Origin of the sequence: Stackebrandtia sp., from assembly GCF_035643755.1 — a bacterium.
Classification (GTDB): Bacteria; Actinomycetota; Actinomycetes; order Mycobacteriales; family Micromonosporaceae; genus Stackebrandtia.
Map to the genome: position 1 here is coordinate 1 of NZ_DASQPW010000081.1, position 18,312 is coordinate 18,312.

An 18,312-nucleotide genomic window follows, 5' to 3' on the forward strand; every position below is an offset into this window, starting at 1 on the left:
CTGCGGACGCAGGGCACGGCGGCGCTGTGGCACTGGTACGGCCTGGCCGCGATCGGGTTGATCGCCGTCGGCGGACTGCTGGTGCAAAACGCCTATCGTTCCGGACACTTCGGACTCGCCTTCGCGACCCTGCTCATCGCCGACCCGGTGGTGGCGGCGACCTCCGGCGTCGTCGCGCTGTCGGAACCCCTTCCGAGCAATGCCCTGGACGTCTTCCTCGCGGTCGCCTCGGTCGTGGTGACCACGGTCGGCGTCGCGGTGCTCGCCCGCCACACCGGACCCCCCGAATCCACACTCGACGCTTCGGACTCGCCGGAGCGGAGCTCTACACCACAACCCGACACCCTCAAGGAGATCCGCCATGTCCATAGTGACCTCAACTGTGCCCGCCCCTGACCTCGGCGCCCTCGAGACGGGCGGCACCGTCGACCTCCACCACGCGCCGCGGCGCCGGGTGCTGATCGGCGCCGACACCTACCCCCCGGACGTCAACGGCGCGGGCTACTTCACCCACCGCCTCGCGGCGGGACTGGTGGCGCGCGGCAACGAGGTCCACGTGGTGTGCCCCTCCGACACCGGCCCGTCCGGAGTGGAGGTGCGCGACGGGGTCACGGTGCACCGCCTGCGATCCCACGCCCTGCTGTTGCACCCGACCATGCGGTTCGTGGTCCCCGGCGCCGCGTCGGCGGCGATGCGCGAGGTGTTCGACGCCGTGCGCCCCGAGGTGGTCCACGTCCAGGGCCACTTCCCGGTGGGACGGTCCTGTCTGTACACCGCCAAGCGCTCCGGCGTCCCCGCGGTGGCCACCAACCACTTCATGCCCGACAACCTGCTGCACCACGTCAGGGTGCCCCGCCGGCTGCGCGAGTTCGTGGCCGCCCGCGCCTGGAAGGACGCGGCTCGGGTCTTCTCCCGCGCCGACCACGTCACCACGCCGACGCCGTTGGCGGCGAAGGTGTTCCGCGACAACGGATACCGTGGCGACATCGAGGCCGTCTCCTGCGGCATCGACCTGTCCCGCTTCCACCCCCGGGTGGGTCCGGCGTCGGCGGCCCGGGCCCGCTTCGGCCTGCCCGACCGCGACACCGTCGTGTTCGTCGGGCGTCTGGACGAGGAGAAGCGGATCGGCGACCTGATCCGCGCCATGCCGCAGGTGCGTCGCCACGTCGACGCGCAACTGGTGGTCGCCGGGATCGGGCCCGAGCACCAGCGCCTCACCGCGCTGGCCGCCGACCTGGGCATCTCGGCCTACGTGCGGCTGCTGGGTTTCGTCCCCGACGAGGATCTGCCCGAGTTCTACCGGGCGGGCGACGTGTTCGCCATCGCCGGGATCGCCGAGCTTCAGTCCATCGTGACCCTGGAGGCGATGGCCTCGGGGCTGCCGGTGGTGGCCGCCGACGCCGTCGCCCTGCCGCACCTCGTGAAGAACGGTCAAAACGGGTATCTGTTTACGCCCGGAGATATAGAGGGCATTTCCACCCGTATCAGGGCTATTCTGACCCCACCACGGGAGGTGGAGGCGATGGGTTCGTCCAGCCGCGCGATGGCGCTGACACACGATCACACGAATTCGCTGCGGCGTTTCGAAGACGTCTACTCCGGCCTGGTCGCGTCCGGGAGCAGGCAATGAACGCGCCGGTCGCCACCGGCCTCACCTGGCAGGCCAAGGTCGCCATCGCGGGCAGCATCACCGGAACCGCCATATTCGCACTGCTGCATCTCCTGATGGCCGGCCCGGTGAGCCCGGTGAGCGAACCGGTGTCCAACTACGCGCTCACCCCGCCGGGCAATGTCCTCTTCGCACTCGCCGTGCTGGGCTTCGCCTCCGGGTGCGCGGCCCTGTCCCTGCTTCCCGCCCCCGGCCTCCCCCGGGTGCTGCTGGGCGTCACCTCGCTGGCGCTGCTGGTCGCGGTGATGGTGCCGACCGACTCCGGCGACGGCTCCTCGCTGAACGGCCAGGTCCACCGCTACGCGGCGGGCACCGCCTTCGTCGTGCTGACCCTGACCGGTGCCTGGATCTGGCTGTGGGGCGATGGCGGGCGGCTGGTCGGACTGGTCACGGTGGCCGCCGCGGTCACCTTGGCGTTCAGCTCGATGAACACGCTGTTTCCCGGCGTGCTGGACGGCGGCGCCTGGCGCGGCATCCCGCAACGCGCCCACCTGGCGATCCACGCGGTGCTGCTGGTCGTCCTGGCCCTGCTGCCCCGGCGGGCACCGCAGCCACGCCCGGCCACAGCGCTGGTGCGGGCGCGCCCGGGGCTGGTCGCCACGCCCACGCCGGCCACCATCCACGATGGCGAGAAACTCTGGCTGACTAGCCGTGGCATCCCCGGGCGGGGAGCATTACCATCAGCGGATGGCCTCCGACCGCGCACTTTACGTCGTCAGTGACGTGCATGGACATCTCGACAAGCTGACCGTCGCCCTCGAGGCCGCCGGGCTCATCGACGGCGACGGCGGCTGGGTCGGCGGCAACGCGCGGCTGTGGTTCCTCGGCGACCTCTTCGACCGGGGAACCGACGGGGCGGGCATCGTCGGGTTGATCATGCGGCTGTCGGAGGAGGCCAAGGCCGAGGGCGGCGTGGCGGACTCGCTGCTGGGCAACCACGAGGTCCTGATGCTCGGTGCGCAGCGCTTCGGCGCCGAGGACCTGGAGGACGAGGACGGCAACTCCCGCAACTTCGACATGTGGTGGCACCTCAACGGGGGACAGGACGACGACGTCGCCAAGCTGACCGACGAGCAGATCAACTGGGTGCGCAACCGCCCGGCCATGGCGTACGTGTCCGACCACCTGTTGATGCACACCGACACCACCGAGTACGCGGCGTACGGACGCAACATCAGCGCCGTCAACCGCACGATCCGCAAGATCCTGAAGTCCGGTGACCACAATCGATGGTGGGAGCTGTTTCGGCGGCTGACCATCCGGCACCGCTTCGAGGCCGAGGACGGGCCCGACCAGGCCGCGGCGATGCTGGACTTCTTCGGCGGCAGCCAGATCGTCCACGGCCACAGCACCATCCCCGACCGCCTCGGCATCCCCGGCGATCAGGTCAACGGCGCCCGCCTCTACTGCGACGACCTGGTGTTGAATGTGGACGGCGGCGTGTATCAGGGCGGCCCGTGCCTGGTGGTCCCGCTTCCCGTTCCCGACAGCGCGCTGCACCAGTTCCCGTCAGAGGAGACCGACTCCGGCGACGAGCCCGAAACCGTTGTCGCCGAAGAAGAAGACGTCGCCGACGAGGCGGACGACACCACTGAGGACGCCGGGACCCCCGAGGCCGAGGCCGAGACCGAGGCGGAGGACAAGGAAAAGGCGGCCCCCGCGGAGGAGACCGCCAAGTCCTGAGCGTCGCGTCGGCTCAGCTCGTGGGCTGGGAGCGGAACAGGTCGATGTTCCCCGACACCGTGTTGACGTGGAGCTGCAGGCTGGCCGCCGCCGTCGACGGCATGTCGCCCACCGCCAGATCGCTGGAAGTGGTGCCGCTGATGGAGTTCAGGTCCATCCACACCCCGACGCCGGGCGCCACCCCGACCGACACCGTGCCCGACACCGAGCGCAGCTTGCACACTCCGGAGTGGACGGTGCTGACGGTCAGGTCGCCGGAGACGCTGTTGCCCTGGACGGAGCGTCCGGCGTAGCCGATGCGCACGTCGCCCGACACCGACTTGGCGTTGACGTCGCCGCCGGCGTGGTCGATGAGCAGGTCCCCCGAGACCGTGTTGCCGCGCGCCTCGCCCGAGCACTCGATGACGTGGGCGTCCCCGGAGGCGGTGTTGACCGTCGCCTGCGCGGTCTTCTCCACGGTGATCTCGCCCGAGGCGGTGGTCGCGGAGACCACCTCGAGCTCGCCGTGCAGCCCGATCGGAGCCGAGGCGGTCTTGGCGTTGACGCTGGAGCCCAGCGGAATCTTGACGGTGACGTCGATGGCGCTGGAGCGCCCGCGCAGCCATCCGGCCATCCCCTCCGGCGACCGGATGGTGAGCTTGTTGTCGCGGAAGTCGACCTTGGTGGCCTCGGCGGCCTCCCGCGAGCGTTCGTCGTTGCGGTGCGGGGTGACGCTCACCGAGGCGTTGTCGCGGTCCTCGGCGATGACGTCGCAGGTACCCGCGCCCATCGTGATACTGACGGATATTGGTGTGTCACAGGGAAACTCGGACATGGCGAACGTGCCTTTCGGTGCTAGGTCAGGTGAGAGCAGGTAAGTGTGGTGGGTGTCAGCTTTGGGCGTAGCCGGTGACGCGGCGCCCGAAACGGGCGCGGCCGGGCGGCGCGGGCGGCGACGGCGGGTTGGGCGGCATGGGCGGCGCGTTGTACACCGCCGCGTTGATGGCGCGCACCAGCCAGGCGTTGACCGATATGGACTCCGCGGAGGCGGCGCGTTCGACGGACTCCTTCAGTGGTTCCGGAAGCCGCAGCGTGATGCGGGCGACGTCCCCGGACTCCGCGGCCGGGGCCGGCGGTGGTTCCGCGGGGACGCTCGGCGTCTCGCTGACCACCAGATCGGCCTGTCGCGCGCGCATGCGCACCTCTACGGTGGCAGGATTACCGCTGCGATTCAGCTCGCCGGTGATTTCGGCGGCGGCGTCGGAAAGCGCCTCCAACAGGGCGAGGCGCAGCGACGCCTCCAGCGATCCCGACAGAAGTTCGGCGGTCTGCACGGCGGACTCGCCGGCGGGAGCGGCTGCCGCGGCGAGATCCCGGCGAAGCGATTCGAGATACGGAGTCAGGTCCATGACGCCATTATGGCACTACTCGTGGCGTCGCGCAAGGGGGTGTGACGCATCATGTCGACGTCGCGCCTGCTGAGCGCGGAGGCAACCCGCCTCGAGTAGGCTCGGCGCCAGCTGAACATCGGAATTGATCAGGAGAATTCACGCATGCCGGAAACCGTGTCCCCGCAGGTCAACCTCGTCGCCTGGACCCACTTCGAGACCCCGGCCGACGTGCCGTGGGAAACCGACGCCGACGGCGGGCAGGCCCTGGCGGAGTTCGCGGGTCGCGCGTGTTACCAGTCGTGGAAGAAGCCCAACCCGAAGACGGCCACCAATGCCGGTTATCTCGACCACATCCTTCAGGTCGGGCACCTGTCGGTGCTGGAACACGGCACCGTCTCCTTCTACATCACCGGCGTGTCGCGCTCCCTCACCCACGAGTTGATCCGGCACCGCCACTTCTCCTACAGCCAGCTCTCCCAGCGCTACGTCCCCGAGCGCGACGCCAAGATGGTCGAGCCCGACGTCATAGCCGACGACCCCGGGCTGCACGAGAAGTTCCTCGCCGCCGCCGAGGCCTCCCAGACCGCCTACACCGAACTTCTGGAGGGCCTGGAGAAGAAGTTCGCCGACGAGCCCAACGCCACCCTGCGCCGCAAACAGGCGCGCCAGGCGGCCCGCGCGGTGCTGCCCAACGCCACCGAGACCCGCATCGTGGTCACCGGCAACTACCGCGCCTGGCGCCACTTCGTCGCCATGCGGGCCTCCGAGCACGCCGACGTCGAGATCCGCCAGCTGGCGGTGACCTGCCTGCGGCTGCTGAAGGACAAGGTGCCCAACGTCTTCGCCGACTTCACCATCAGCACGCTGTCGGACGGCACCACGGTCGCGTCGTCGCCATACGTCCAAGAGGGTTGACGCGGCCGACACACGGGATTGCACACAGACGGACAAGGCCGGGAGACGCGGCTCACCCGGCCCTCGAACGATAGGTTTGACAACATGACCAGCGATGCCACCCGCCCATTCGGGCGCTTGCTGACCGCCATGATCACCCCCTTCACCGACGACGGCGCACTGGACGTCGACGGCGCGCAGACCCTCGCCACCTATCTGGTGGACGAGCAGCGCTGCGATGGGTTGGTGCTCAACGGAACCACGGGCGAATCGCCCACCACCACCGACGCCGAGAAGGAAACCCTGGTGCGGGCGGTGGCCGAGGCCGTCGGCGACCGGGCCACCGTGGTGGCCGGGGCCGGAAGCTACGACACCGCCCACAGCCTCGAGCTGATCGCCGCCGCCGAGCGGGCCGGAGCGCACGGCCTGCTCCTGGTGACGCCGTACTACTCGCGGCCCACCCAGGACATGCTGGTGCGGCACTTCAACACGCTCGCCGACGCCGCCGAGCTGCCGATCATGCTGTACGACATCCCGCCGCGCAGCGGCCGGGAGCTGGAGCGCGACACCGTCGTGACGCTGGCCAAGCACCCGAAGATCGTGGCCGTCAAGGACGCCACCCAGCGCATCTACGACGCGCAGCGCAAGCGGGTCGCCTCGGGGCTGGCCTATTACAACGGCGTCGACGACATCAACCTGGCCGCCTACGCCTCCGGCCAGGTCGGCGCCGTCAGCGTCATCGCCCACCTGGCGGGCAAGCGCTTGGCCGAGATGTTCGACGCCGTCGACGCCGGCGACATCGTCAGGGCGCGGTCCATCAGCGACGGACTGCTGCCCGTGGTGTGGGCGCTGCAGGACAGCACCCAGGGGTTGTGCGCGGTGAAGTCCGCGCTCAACGCCCGCGGGTTGCCGGGCGGGCCACCGCGTCCGCCGCTGTACGCCGCCGACGTCGACACCAGCGCGCTGATCGAGTCGCTGTTGAAGGAAGCCGGGATCGCGTGATGAGTGCCAACACCGAACTGGGGGCGCCGCCCCCGCTGCCGCGCGGCGCGCTGCGCGTGACCCCGCTGGGCGGGCTGGGAGCCATCGGCCGCAACATGACGGCCTACGAATTCGACGGCCGGATCCTCATCGTCGACTGCGGCGTGCTGTTCCCCGACATGGACCAGCCCGGCGTCGACCTGATCCTGCCGGACTTCACCAGCCTGCTGGATCGCCTGAACGACATCGAGGCGATCGTGCTGACCCACGGACACGAGGACCACATTGGAGCCGTCCCGTACCTGTTGGCGCACAAGCCCGACATTCCGCTGGTGGGCTCGCAGTTCACGCTGGCGCTCATCGAGGCCAAGCTGCGCGAGCGCAAGATCAAGCCGTACACGCTGGCGGTGACCGAGACCCAGTCCGAGCAGCTGGGCCCGTTCACGTGCGAGTTCTTCGCCGTCAACCACTCGATCCCGGACGCGCTGGCCGTGGCGGTGCGCACCGACGCCGGCCTGGTGCTGCACACCGGCGACTTCAAGATGGACCAGCTGCCGCTGGACGGCCGCCTCACCGACCTGGCCGGTTTCGCGCGGCTCGGCGAGCAGGGCGTCGACCTGCTGCTGTCGGACTCCACCAACGCCGAGATCCCGGGCTTCGTCACCTCGGAGCGCGAGATCCGCGGGGTGCTGGACGACATCTTCCGCGCCGCCGAGGGCCGCATCATCGTGGCGTCCTTCGCCTCCCACGTCCACCGGGTCCAGCAGGTCTTCGACTCGGCCGTCGAACATGGACGCAAGGTCGCCTTCATCGGGCGGTCGATGGTGCGCAACATGGGCATCGCCCGCGACCTGGGGCTGTTGCAGATCCCCGGCGGCAGCCTGGTCTCCATGGACGAGGCCACCCGGCTGCCCGACAACGAGATCGTGTACATGTCCACCGGTTCCCAGGGCGAGCCGATGAGCGCGCTGGGCCGGATGGCCTCGGGCGACCACCGGCACATCACCGTGGAGTCGGGCGACACCGTGGTGCTGGCGTCGTCGCTGGTGCCCGGCAACGAGACCGCCGTGTACGGCGTCATCAACCGGCTGTCGCGCTCCGGCGCCACCGTGATCCACAAGGACGTCGCGAAGGTCCACGTGTCGGGGCACGCCCCGGCCGGCGAGCTGTTGTACGTCCTCAATGTCGTCAAGCCGTCCAACTTCATGCCGGTGCACGGCGAGTGGCGCCACCTGCGTGCCCACGCCCGGCTGGCCGCCAGCTCCGGCGTCCCCGAGAACCAGATCACCCTGGTGGAGAACGGCGACGTCGTGGACCTGGTGGACGGCGTCGCTCGGGTCGTCGGACACATCGAGAACAACAACATCTATGTGGACGGACTGGCCGTCGGCGACGTCGGCGAGCCGGTGCTGTCCGAGCGCCGCATCCTCGGCGACGGGGGCTTCGTGTCGGCCACGGTGGTGGTGGACTCGGTGACCGGCAAGGTGGTCGGCGGGCCCACGGTGTCGGCCAAGGGCTTCAGCGAGGACCCGGCGGCGTTCAACGGCGTGCTGCCGCTGATCACCGAGGCGCTCGACAAGGCCGCCGCCGACGGCGTCTCCGACCCGCATCAGTTGCAGCAGTTGGTGCGCCGCACCGTCGGCAAGTGGGTCAACGACACCTACCGCAGGCGGCCGATGATCGTGCCGCACGTGCTCGAGGTGTGACCGGCTTGCGGTTGCCGCGCTGGTACCGCGAGCGGGTGGAGCCGGTGCCGGACGACGAGGACCTTCGCGTCTCCACATTGGAGCTGTTCTTCGATCTGGTCTTCGTCTTCACGGTCACCCAACTGACCCACGTGGTGTCGCACGACTACCGCACCGGCTTTCCCCAGACCTTCCTGATGTTCGGGGTCATCTGGTGGATCTACGCCGGATACGCCTGGCTGACCAACGCGGTGCCGCCCCGGCGCCCGGCCCGCCGGATCCTGCTGCTGGTGGCGATGGCGGGCTGGCTGATCGTGGCCATGGCGGTGCCCGACGCCTTCGGCGGCACCGGAGTGTGGTTCTCGGTGGGCATGCTGATCGTGGTGCTCGTGCACGGCGCCATGTACCTGCAGTCCACCAGGGCCTTCGTTCCGGTGTTCATCGCCAACGTCACCGGCGTCGGGTTGACCTTCGGCGCGGACTTCACCCACGGCGCGCTCAAGTACGCGTTGTGGCTGGCCGCGGTGGCGATCATGTGGCTGTCGCCCGTGATCGCCGGGCAGGCGGGGTTTCGGCTGCACGCCGGTCACATCAGCGAACGCCACGGACTGGTCGTCATCATCACGATCGGGGAATCCGTCGTGGCCGTGGGCGCCGCGGCCGGCGGTGCGCACCTGAGCGCGCGGCTCGTGCTGATCGGCGTCCTCGGCCTGTGCCTGGCGGCCTGCCTGTGGTGGGCGTACTTCACCCGGGACCTGGAACGCGCCGAGGAGACGCTCGCGGGGTGCGCCGACACCGCCGTGCGCACCGGCAAGATCCTGTGGGGGTTCTTCTTCTGGCACGTGCCGATCCTGCTGGGCATCGTCGCGATCGCCGCGGCGATGGGCTCGGCGATCGCCCACGCCGAGGCGCCCCTGGGTCCGGGGCCGCGGTGGGCGCTGTCGGCGGGTCTGACGGCGTTTCTGGTGGGCTCCATGCTGTTTCGCCGAGTCATGAATCTGCACCACGGTTGGACGCGCGCGGCCGCCGCCGTCGCGGCACCCTGCACCGTCCCCTTGGGACAGATCGCGGCGGCCTGGCAACTGTCCGCGCTGGTGGCCATACTGTTGGCCATGTTGATCGCCGAGGACGTCGGGACGTCGCGACGGCGAGACCAAGTCGTTACCTTCGAGTAACCGATACGTTGTCGCCATCTGCTTGTGTCATCGCGTAGATCGTGGACATGCCTTCGAGACCCATGCCCGAGGAGATTCATATATGCCCATCCGGAAAAAGCGGCTGCTGATCGCCGCCGGCGCCGCGAGCCTCGCGCTCGGCGTCGGCATGGTGGTCGTACCCAGCGCCTTCGCCAGCGGCGGAAACACCACCGACATCCAGCTGTTGGCGATCAACGACTTCCACGGCAACCTGGAGCCGCCGACCGGATCGTCCGGGCAACTGACCGAACTGGACGACAGCGGCAAAGAGCACACCATCGACGCCGGCGGTTCCGAGTACCTCGCCACCGATCTGGCCAAGGCCCGCAAGCACCACAAGGACTCCACCACGGTGGCCGCCGGCGACCTGATCGGCGCCAGCCCCTTCACCTCGGCGGCCTTCCACGATGAGCCCACCATCGAGGCCATGAACAAGATGAAGCTCGAGGTCACCTCGGTGGGCAACCACGAGTTCGACGAGGGCTTCACCGAGCTCAAGCGGATGCAGGACGGCGGGTGCCACCCGACCGACGGCTGCGCCGACCCCAAGCACAAGTTCAAAGGCGCCAAGTTCCACTACCTGGGCGCCAATGTGGACGACAAGGACTCCAAGCAGCCGGTGCTGCCGCCGGTGTGGGTGAAGAATTACTCCGACGGCGCCCGGGTCGGCTTCATCGGCATGACCCTGCACGGCACCGGCGACATCATCTCGCACGAGGGCAACGAGAACCTCGAGTTCGCCGACGAGGTGAAGACCGCCAACTTCTACACCAAGGTCCTGGAGATGACCGGGGTGAACTCGATCGTGGTGCTGGTGCACGAGGGCGGCATGCCGTCGGGCAAGGCCTACAACTACGACTGCGACGCCGACGGCCCCGGCTCCGGCATCTCCGGCCCCATCAAGGACATCGCCAAGAATCTCGACCCGCAGATCGACGCGGTGATCTCCGGACACACCCACCAGGCGTACACCTGCAACATCCCCGACCCGGACGGCAAGGACCGCCTGGTGACCTCGGGGTCGTCCTTCGGGCGGCTTTACACCGAAATGGACATGAAGTACGACTTCAAGACCAAGGACATCGTCCGCACCTCGGTGAAGGCCAAGAACCACGCCGTCACCCGCGACGTGAAGCGCGACCCGACCCAGACCAAGCTGATCGACAAGTACAAGAAGCTGGCCGAGCCGATCGCCAACAAGAAGGTCGGGTACATCTCGGCCGACATTCCCCTGGAGGAGACCGGCACCAAGGAGTCGGCGCTGGGCGACCTGATCGCCGATGCCCAAAAGGATCAGACCGCCGGTGACGACGTCGGCAAGGCGCAGCTGGCGCTCATGAATCCCGGCGGCGTCAGAGCCGATCTGTTGTACAAGCAGTCGGGGTCCGAGGGCGACGGCGTGGTCACCTACGGCGAGGCCTTCACGGTGCAGCCGTTCGCCAACACGCTGACCACCCTCGACCTGACCGGCAAGCAGATCATCACGGCGCTGCAACAGCAGTACAGCGGCGACAACGAGAAGTCACCGAAGGTGTTGCAGCCCTCCAAGGGCTTTGCGTACACTGTGGACACCTCGAAGACGGGTGCCGACAAGATCGTCACCGACAGTATCGAACTGGACGGCAAGAAACTGGACGAATCCGCCACCTATAGGGTCACGGTGAACTCCTTCCTCGCCGGCGGTGGTGACGGTTTCAAGGTTCTGGCCGAGGGCAAGAACCCGCTCGTCGGCGAGGACGACCTGGCCGCGCTGCAGAAGTGGTTCGCCGACAACTCCTCGGAGTCCAAGCCGGTCGACCCGCCCAAGACCGACCGGATCACCTTCAAATAAGAGCTTTACTCCGCCCCCAGATCGGGCCCCGGTTCCGGCAACGGAACCGGGGCCCGACACTATCTACGTGCATCTCGATCCGGCGCCGGTACTCTAACGGAATGGCTGGCCGAGGTTCGGCGGCGAAGAAGACCGCCCGCAAACGCTCCACATCGGCGCGCTCACGCTCCACATCGGGCGCCCGCAACACCAGGGGGCGCCGTCCGGCGAAGAAGACCACCGCCGCGCGGCGCACCACCAAACGACGCACCTCCGCGATTCCCGGCCCACTCGAGGCCGCGGGAATGGCGGTCCGTGGACTGTGGAACGGCGTGGCCCGCGGCACCGGCTGGGTGGCGCGCGGCATCGGCCGCGAGGCCGCCACCGCCCGCGACATCGACCCCTCGCACCGCCGCGACGGCGTGGCGCTGGTGATGCTGGCCCTGGCGATCCTCCTGGCGGTGGCGCTGTGGTTCCACTCCGGAGGGCCGGTGGGGGACAAGCTGTCCTTCGGCATCCGCTGGGTGATGGGTGCCGCCGCGCTGGCGCTGCCGGTCCTGCTGGCAGCCGGCGCCGTCCACATGATGCGCCAGGCCCGCAGCGACGAGGCCCACGGCCGCGCCGTGGTCGGCTGGACGGCGCTGGTGCTGGGCGCCTGCGGGCTTTTGCACCTCGTCAAGGGGCTCCCCACCGCCACCGGCGCCGTGCTGGACGCCGGCGGGCAACTGGGGCGCCTGATCGGCGGCGCCCTGCACGCCGCGGTGTCGGGCTGGGTGGCGGCGCCCGTGCTGGCCCTCATCGTGATCTTCGGGCTGCTGGTGATCACCGCGACCCCCGTCAACCAGGTGCCGCAGCGGCTCGCGTCACTGTGGAGGATGGGCAGCGGACACACCGACGCCGACGCCGAGGCGCCGACCAAACGCACCCGCCGCTCCAGGACCACGGCCGACGTGGACGGCGAGGACACCGAGGACCTGGAACCCGAGGACGACGACGAGCCCGAGGCCCACACCCCGCTGCCGCGGCTGGACCCCGACAAGGTGCCGATGGTGCGGCGCGAGCCGCCGAAGCACACCCCCGTCCCGAAGTCCAAGGCGGTGCAGCCCCCGCTGCCCGACAGCGGCGACTACCACCTGCCGCCTCTGGACCTGCTGAAGAGCGGCAAGGCCGCCAAGACCCGCAGCAAGGCCAACGACACCGTCATCGCCGCGCTGCACGAGGTCTTCGAACAGTTCAAGGTGGACGCCGCCGTCACCGGGTTCACCCGGGGCCCCACGGTCACCCGCTACGAGGTCGAGCTGGGCCCGGCGGTCAAGGTCGAACGCATCACCCAGCTGTCCAAGAACATCGCCTACGCGGTGAAGAGCCCCGATGTCCGCATCCTGAGCCCGATCCCCGGCAAGTCGGCCGTCGGCGTGGAGATCCCCAACGCCGACCGGGAGAACGTCTCGCTGGGCGACGTGTTGCGCTCGAACACCGCCCAGACCGAGAAGCACCCGATGGTGATCGCGCTGGGCAAGGACATCGAGGGCGGCTTCGTGCTGGCCAACCTGGCGAAGATGCCGCACCTGCTGATCGCCGGCGCCACCGGCAGCGGCAAGTCCTCGTGCATCAACTCCCTGCTGGCGTCGGTGCTGATGCGCGCCACGCCCGAGGAGGTGCGGCTGCTGCTCATCGACCCTAAGCGGGTCGAACTGACCGCCTACGAGGGCATCCCTCACCTGGTGAACCCGATCGTCACCAACCCGAAGAAGGCCTCCGACGCTCTACAGTGGGTGGTCAAGGAGATGGACACCCGCTACGAGGACCTGGCGGCCTCGGGCGTGCGGCACATCGACGACTTCAACCGCAAGGTGCGTTCCGGCCAGATCAAGGCGCCGCCGGGCTCGGAGCGCGTGTACCGCCCGTACCCGTACCTTCTGGCCATCGTGGACGAGCTGGCCGACCTGATGATGGTGGCGCCGCGCGACGTCGAGGACGCCATCGTGCGCATCACCCAGCTGGCCCGCGCCGCCGGCATCCACCTGGTGCTGGCCACCCAGCGCCCCTCGGTGGACGTCGTCACCGGCCTCATCAAGGCCAACGTGCCCTCGCGGCTGGCCTTCTCCACCTCGTCGCTGGCCGACTCGCGGGTCATCCTGGACCAGCCCGGCGCCGAGAAGCTGATCGGACAGGGCGACGGCCTGTTCCTGCCCATGGGCGCCTCCAAGCCCTCGCGGATCCAGGGCACCTGGGTCACCGACGGCGAGATCGAGCGCATCGTCGAATACAGCAAGAACCAGCGCGAGCCCGAGTTCGCCGAGGACGTGCTGACCGCCGCGGCGGGCCCGAAGAAGGAGATCGACGAGGACATCGGTGAGGACCTGGACGTCCTGCTCCAGGCGGTCGAGCAGGTGGTGACGAGCCAGTTCGGCTCCACGTCCATGCTGCAGCGCAAGCTGCGGGTCGGTTTCGCCAAGGCGGGCCGCCTGATGGACCTGATGGAGACCCGGGGCGTCGTCGGACCGTCGGAGGGCACCAAGGCCCGCGACGTGCTGGTCAAGCCCGACGAGCTGGACAAGGTGTTGGCCTCGATCCGTGGTGGGTAGTCTCGTGGGGTGCCAGAAGCTCCATCTACCTCGTCGCGGCGCCGCGTGGCCGTCGTGACGCTCGGCTGTGCCCGCAACGACACCGATTCGGAGGAGTTGGCGGCGCGGCTGGCCGACGGCGGATGGGAGCTCACCGACGACGGCGAGGGCGCCGACGTGGTGATGGTCAACACCTGCGGCTTCATCGAACAGGCCAAACAGGACTCGATCGACACGCTGCTCCAGGCCGCCGACACCGGCGCCAAGGTGGTGGCCACCGGCTGCCTCGCCGAGCGGTACGGCAACGAGCTGGCCGACAGCCTCCCCGAGGCGTCCGCCGTGCTGGGCTTCGACCACTACCCGGACATCGCCGCGCGGCTCGACGCGATCGCCGCCGGCGAGACCATCGCCTCGCACACCCCGCGCGACCGCCGCACGCTGCTGCCGATCTCCCCGGTGCGGCGGCCCGCGGCCGCCGCCGTGATCCCCGGCCACCGGCACGCCGAGGCCGACGACACGCCCGTCCCGCAGCACCTGAAGGTGTTGCGCCACCGCCTTTCCACGGGCCCCGTGGCCAACCTCAAGATCGCCTCGGGCTGCGACCGGCGCTGCGGCTTCTGTGCCATCCCGTCCTTCCGCGGCGCCTTCGTGTCGCGCACCCCCGCCGAGATCCTCGCCGAGGCCGCCTGGCTGGGCACCCAGGACGTCCGCGAACTGGTGCTGGTCAGCGAGAACACCACCTCCTACGGCAAGGACCTCGGCGACGCCGCCGCCCTGGAGGAGCTGCTTCGCGCGCTGGCGGCCACCGACGGCATCGTCCGCGTCCGGGCCTCCTACCTGCAGCCCGCCGAGCTGCGCCCCGACCTGGTGAAGACCATCGCCGCCACCCCCGGCGTCGCCCCGTACTTCGACCTGTCCTTCCAGCACTCCAGCCGCGACCTGCTGCGCCGGATGCGCCGCTTCGGCTCCACCGAGGGCTTCTGGGAGCTTCTGGACACGATCCGCGGCCTGGCGCCCTCCGCCGGCGTGCGCACCAACGTCATCGTCGGCTTCCCCGGCGAGACCGACGACGACGTCGCCGAGCTCGAGCGCTTCCTGTCGGCGGCCCGGCTCGACGCGGTGGGCGTGTTCGCCTACTCCGACGAGGACGGCACCGAGGCGGCCACACTGGACGGACACGTCGACCCCGACGTGGTGTCCCAGCGCTACGACCACATCAGCGTCCTGGTCGAGGAGCTCACCTCCCAGCGCGCCGCCGAACGCGTCGGCCAGACCGTGTCGGTCCTGGTGGACGCCGTGGACGCCGACGGCGTGGACGGCCGCGCCGCCCACCAGGCACCCGAGGTGGACGGCACCACGGCGCTGATCGGCGACGTGGACGCGCTGCGCCCGGGCGACCTGGTCGAGGCGGTCGTGGTCGACAGTATTGGCGTGGATCTGGTCGCCGAATGTGTCCCGACGACGAAGGCCTGAGCATGCCGCGCAAGGCGACGGCGGCCAGCCCTCCGTCGGTGTACAACGTGGCCAACCTGCTGACGGTGCTGCGCATCGTGCTGGTGCCCGCGTTCGTGCTGTGCGCGGTGGAATCGGACTTCGTCGACCCCGGCTGGCGGATGGCCGCGTGCGCGGTGTTCGTGGCCGCCGCCGTCACCGACTTCGCCGACGGCTGGCTGGCCCGCCGCCACGGCCTGGTCACCGCGTTCGGCAAGATCGCCGACCCGATCGCCGACAAGGCGCTCACGGGCGCCGCCCTGGTGCTGCTGTCGCTGTGGGACCTGGTGCCGTGGTGGGTCACCATCGTGATCCTGGTGCGGGAGTGGGGCATCACCCTGTTGCGGCTGTGGGTGATCCGCATCGGCGTCATCGCCGCCAGCCGCGGCGGCAAGATCAAGACCGTCCTGCAGATCGTGGCGATCGCGTTCTACCTGTGGCCGCTGCCGCAACCGCTGTCGCTGATCGATCCGTGGCTGATGGGTGCGGCCACGTTGGCCACGGTGGTCACCGGTTTTGACTACATTGTCCAGGTGATCAATCTGCGCCGCCGGGACGCCAAGCGGGCGGCCCCGTGACCGCCGCCCACATCGTCGCCGACCTGACCGCGCGCCGCCAGCACCTGGCGGTGGCCGAATCGCTGACCGGGGGAATGGTCGCGGCGGCCATCACAGGCGTCCCGGGCGCCAGCGCGGTGTTCCGGGCCGGAATCGTGGCCTACACGCCGCGCATGAAGTCCACATTGGTCGGAGTTGACGCCGAGCTGATCGCCAACGCCGGCGTGGTGTCGGGCGAGGTCGCCTCCGCCCTGGCCACCGGGGTGCGGGAACGCTGCGGCACCGACTGGGGCGTCGGCACCACCGGCGCCGCCGGACCCGAGGCGCACGGCGGGCAGCCACCGGGCACCGTGTGGATCGCGGTGGCCGCCGCCGACGGCACCGTCAGCGCCCGGCGCCTCATCATCGACGGCGACCGTGAGACGGTAAGGAGCGGCGCCGTGTCGGGCGTGTTGGCGCTGCTGACCGAGCGGCTGGACGTCGGCGCCACGTAAGTGTCGCCGCGCGGAGTAATCTGGCGTCCAACCCGGTTATACAACCGTGCCCGCACCGACGCGACGCGTCGCGGGCGGCGACCGCGCGAGACGACAGGAGAGGGCGATGGTGTTGCTGCGTCGGATCATTGGGGAGACGCTGCGTACCCGCAGGCGGGAGCAGCGCCGCACGCTTCGGGACGTCTCGGGGGCGGCGAACGTCAGCCTCGGGTACCTCTCGGAAGTGGAGCGGGGACAAAAAGAGGCGTCCAGCGAGCTGCTGTCGTCGATTTGTGAGGCATTGGACATTCCGCTGTCGGACGTGCTGGGCGACGTCACCAGCGAGGTGGCCCGGGAGGAGCACTCGGTCGCCAAGCGCGAGGCCGTCGCGTTGCTGCGCCCGGTCTCCCGCCTGGAGGAGCACCGCAAGCTCACCGACCTGCCGGTGCCGCAGGAGCACGAGACCACCCGTCCCATGCGGCGCGAGCCCGACCGCCCGATGGCGCCGCCGGCCTCCCTGGCCGCCGCGCGGGCCCGCCGGGCCCGGCGGGTGTCCACTCAGCCCGCCGCACCCAAGGCCAGCGTCGCCGCGTAGCGCCCCCTCACGGGGGTGGGCGGCGCGACTGTGCGCGATGGAGACTGAGAACATAGACTTGTTTGTTAACGCCGGCTGCTTGGAAGGATCGCGAGATGGCCAATCCCTTCGTCAAGGGTTGGAAGTACATGATGGCGCTGTTCGGCGCCAAGATAGACGAATACGCCGATCCTAAAATCCAGATCCAGCAGGCCGTCGAGGAGGCGCAGCGGCAGCACCAGGCGCTGACCAGCCAGGCCGCCGCCGTCATCGGCAACCAGCGTCAGCTGGAGATGAAGCTGTCGCGCACCATGTCCGAAGTGGAGAAGCTTCAGTCCCAGGCCCGTCAGGCCCTGGTGCTTGCGGACAAGGCGCGCGGCGAGGGCGACGAGAAGAAGGCCACCGAGTACGAAAGCTCCGCGCAGATCATCGCCTCGAAACTGGTCTCCACCGAGCAGTCCCTCGAGGACATGAAGGTGATGCACGACCAGGCGATCGGCGCCGCCGAGCAGGCGCGCCAGGCCGTGGAGAACAACCAGATGATGCTGCAGCAGAAGCTCGCCGAGCGTTCCAAGCTGCTGTCGCAACTGGAGCAGGCCAAGATGCAGGAGACCATCGCCTCCTCGCTGGAGTCGATGTCGTCGATCGCCGCCCCCGGCACCGTCCCGAACCTCGAAGAGGTGCGCGACAAGATCGAGAAGCGCTACGCCACCGCGATGGGCCGCGCCGACCTGGCGGGCAACTCGGTGGAGGGCCGCATGCTGGAGATCCAGAAGTCCACGGTGGACATGGCGGGCGCCTCGCGCCTGGAACAGATCCGCGCCAGCCTGCAGGGCGACAAGCTCGGCAGCGGCGACAAGCCCGAGGCCGTCGCCGACACCGCGGCCGACAGCGGCGAGCCCGCCAGCGTGTCGCGTTTGGACGAAATCCGTGCCAGCCTCAACAAAGATCGCGACGCCGCGACGGGCTGATGGCTGACTCGCCATGAGCTGGTCCTTCAACGGCCGGGGAGTTCCCCCACAGGTCAAGAGGCTGCGGCGGCGCCTGCGCAGCGCGCGTCGGTGGACCGTGGCCGCGGGGCTGTGGGGCGGCGTGGCCGCCGTGATGATCCCGCTGGGCGGCGTCAGCGCCTGGGACGCCATCTGGGCGGGCCTGTTCGGGGCCAGCGCGGCCCTGGCGTCGGTGCGCTGGGTGGATTACCGCTCCACCGCCAGGGCGATGCCCTCCGAACGCGACCAGCTCGCCCTGTCGGGCACGTCCGCGCTGGTCGCCGAGGCCCAGGGGCTGGCGGGCGCCTTCGCGGGCAAGCTGCGCCGCACGCGCGAGGCGGCCCAGTACCGCCGCTCCGCCGCCGCCCCCGCG

General features: G+C 69.7%; 15 protein-coding genes and 3 pseudogenes. 16 read left to right on the forward strand and 2 right to left on the reverse strand.

Going from position 1 to position 18,312, the window contains the following annotated elements:
- The 4 genes and pseudogenes from VE172_RS06015 to VE172_RS06030 all read left to right on the forward strand — a co-directional run.
- Positions 1-396: pseudogene (locus VE172_RS06015) on the forward strand (hypothetical protein); the annotation flags it as partial.
- On the forward strand, positions 362-1,630 hold the full coding sequence (locus VE172_RS06020; protein ID WP_324798570.1) for a glycosyltransferase: 1,269 nt from the start codon (positions 362-364) through the stop codon (positions 1,628-1,630). The pseudogene VE172_RS06015 and the gene VE172_RS06020, both read left to right, overlap by 35 nt.
- Positions 1,627-2,391 (forward strand): DUF998 domain-containing protein, encoded by a 765-nt coding sequence (locus VE172_RS06025; protein ID WP_324798572.1) that lies wholly within the window; start codon positions 1,627-1,629, stop codon positions 2,389-2,391. Before VE172_RS06020 ends, VE172_RS06025 begins: the two co-directional genes overlap by 4 nt.
- A complete protein-coding gene (locus VE172_RS06030; protein ID WP_324798575.1) occupies positions 2,357-3,352 on the forward strand; it encodes a metallophosphoesterase in 996 nt (331 codons plus the stop codon). The genes VE172_RS06025 and VE172_RS06030 overlap by 35 nt, the downstream gene beginning before the upstream one ends.
- Positions 3,353-3,365: 13 nt before the next feature.
- Here VE172_RS06030 and VE172_RS06035 read toward each other — a convergent pair whose 3' ends face one another.
- Together VE172_RS06035 and VE172_RS06040 are read right to left on the reverse strand one after the other, a co-directional pair.
- The gene (locus VE172_RS06035) at positions 3,366-4,121 is read right to left on the reverse strand and encodes a DUF4097 family beta strand repeat-containing protein (protein ID WP_324798577.1); all 756 of its coding nucleotides are present in this window, start codon (positions 4,119-4,121) and stop codon (positions 3,366-3,368) included.
- A 100-nt stretch (positions 4,122-4,221) separates the two neighbouring features.
- The gene (locus VE172_RS06040; RefSeq protein ID WP_324798579.1) at positions 4,222-4,740 is read right to left on the reverse strand and encodes a hypothetical protein; all 519 of its coding nucleotides are present in this window, start codon (positions 4,738-4,740) and stop codon (positions 4,222-4,224) included.
- A gap of 144 nt (positions 4,741-4,884) precedes the next feature.
- On the opposite strand from VE172_RS06040, the gene thyX reads away from it, so the two are divergent.
- The 12 genes and pseudogenes from thyX to VE172_RS06100 all read left to right on the forward strand — a co-directional run.
- A complete protein-coding gene (gene thyX / locus VE172_RS06045; protein WP_324798581.1) occupies positions 4,885-5,637 on the forward strand; it encodes an FAD-dependent thymidylate synthase in 753 nt (250 codons plus the stop codon).
- A gap of 84 nt (positions 5,638-5,721) precedes the next feature.
- Entirely contained in the window at positions 5,722-6,618 is an 897-nt protein-coding gene (dapA, locus tag VE172_RS06050; RefSeq protein WP_324798584.1) for a 4-hydroxy-tetrahydrodipicolinate synthase, read from the forward strand.
- Positions 6,618-8,303 carry a ribonuclease J gene (locus VE172_RS06055; RefSeq protein ID WP_324798586.1) on the forward strand — a complete coding sequence of 562 codons (1,686 nt, stop codon included), beginning with the start codon at positions 6,618-6,620 and terminating at the stop codon, positions 8,301-8,303. The genes dapA and VE172_RS06055 overlap by 1 nt, the downstream gene beginning before the upstream one ends.
- Positions 8,304-8,308: 5 nt before the next feature.
- Positions 8,309-9,457, forward strand: coding sequence for a low temperature requirement protein A (locus tag VE172_RS06060; protein WP_324798589.1), 1,149 nt, complete (start codon positions 8,309-8,311; stop codon positions 9,455-9,457).
- Between the two features lie 82 nt (positions 9,458-9,539).
- Positions 9,540-11,309, forward strand: coding sequence for a bifunctional metallophosphatase/5'-nucleotidase (locus tag VE172_RS06065; protein ID WP_324798592.1), 1,770 nt, complete (start codon positions 9,540-9,542; stop codon positions 11,307-11,309).
- Positions 11,310-11,410: 101 nt separating this feature from the next.
- The gene (locus VE172_RS06070; protein WP_324798594.1) at positions 11,411-13,876 is read left to right on the forward strand and encodes a DNA translocase FtsK; all 2,466 of its coding nucleotides are present in this window, start codon (positions 11,411-11,413) and stop codon (positions 13,874-13,876) included.
- Between the two features lie 9 nt (positions 13,877-13,885).
- Positions 13,886-15,328, forward strand: coding sequence for a 30S ribosomal protein S12 methylthiotransferase RimO (gene rimO, locus VE172_RS06075; RefSeq protein WP_324798597.1), 1,443 nt, complete (start codon positions 13,886-13,888; stop codon positions 15,326-15,328).
- Positions 15,329-15,330: 2 nt separating this feature from the next.
- The gene (gene pgsA / locus VE172_RS06080) at positions 15,331-15,924 is read left to right on the forward strand and encodes a CDP-diacylglycerol--glycerol-3-phosphate 3-phosphatidyltransferase (RefSeq protein ID WP_324798600.1); all 594 of its coding nucleotides are present in this window, start codon (positions 15,331-15,333) and stop codon (positions 15,922-15,924) included.
- Positions 15,921-16,397 (forward strand): CinA family protein, encoded by a 477-nt coding sequence (locus VE172_RS06085; protein ID WP_324798603.1) that lies wholly within the window; start codon positions 15,921-15,923, stop codon positions 16,395-16,397. Before pgsA ends, VE172_RS06085 begins: the two co-directional genes overlap by 4 nt.
- 106 nt (positions 16,398-16,503) lie before the next feature.
- Positions 16,504-16,830 (forward strand): annotated as a pseudogene (locus VE172_RS06090) (helix-turn-helix domain-containing protein); the annotation flags it as partial.
- 236 nt (positions 16,831-17,066) lie between these two features.
- Positions 17,067-17,921 carry a PspA/IM30 family protein gene (locus tag VE172_RS06095; protein ID WP_324798610.1) on the forward strand — a complete coding sequence of 285 codons (855 nt, stop codon included), beginning with the start codon at positions 17,067-17,069 and terminating at the stop codon, positions 17,919-17,921.
- Positions 17,922-17,934: 13 nt separating this feature from the next.
- A pseudogene (locus tag VE172_RS06100) lies at positions 17,935-18,312 on the forward strand (hypothetical protein); the annotation flags it as partial.

Excerpts from the sequence above, each read along its gene's own strand:
- VE172_RS06020 (WP_324798570.1), top strand. The coding sequence starts at position 362 with ATGTCCATAGTGACCTCAACTGTGCCCGCCCCTGACCTCGGCGCCCTC.
- VE172_RS06025 (WP_324798572.1), top strand. The coding sequence starts at position 1,627 with ATGAACGCGCCGGTCGCCACCGGCCTCACCTGGCAGGCCAAGGTCGCC.
- VE172_RS06030 (WP_324798575.1), top strand. The coding sequence starts at position 2,357 with ATGGCCTCCGACCGCGCACTTTACGTCGTCAGTGACGTGCATGGACAT.
- VE172_RS06035 (WP_324798577.1), bottom strand. The coding sequence starts at position 4,121 with ATGGGCGCGGGTACCTGCGACGTCATCGCCGAGGACCGCGACAACGCC.
- VE172_RS06040 (WP_324798579.1), bottom strand. The coding sequence starts at position 4,740 with ATGGACCTGACTCCGTATCTCGAATCGCTTCGCCGGGATCTCGCCGCG.
- thyX (WP_324798581.1), top strand. The coding sequence starts at position 4,885 with ATGCCGGAAACCGTGTCCCCGCAGGTCAACCTCGTCGCCTGGACCCAC.
- dapA (WP_324798584.1), top strand. The coding sequence starts at position 5,722 with ATGACCAGCGATGCCACCCGCCCATTCGGGCGCTTGCTGACCGCCATG.
- VE172_RS06055 (WP_324798586.1), top strand. The coding sequence starts at position 6,618 with ATGAGTGCCAACACCGAACTGGGGGCGCCGCCCCCGCTGCCGCGCGGC.
- VE172_RS06065 (WP_324798592.1), top strand. The coding sequence starts at position 9,540 with ATGCCCATCCGGAAAAAGCGGCTGCTGATCGCCGCCGGCGCCGCGAGC.
- VE172_RS06070 (WP_324798594.1), top strand. The coding sequence starts at position 11,411 with ATGGCTGGCCGAGGTTCGGCGGCGAAGAAGACCGCCCGCAAACGCTCC.
- pgsA (WP_324798600.1), top strand. The coding sequence starts at position 15,331 with ATGCCGCGCAAGGCGACGGCGGCCAGCCCTCCGTCGGTGTACAACGTG.
- VE172_RS06095 (WP_324798610.1), top strand. The coding sequence starts at position 17,067 with ATGGCCAATCCCTTCGTCAAGGGTTGGAAGTACATGATGGCGCTGTTC.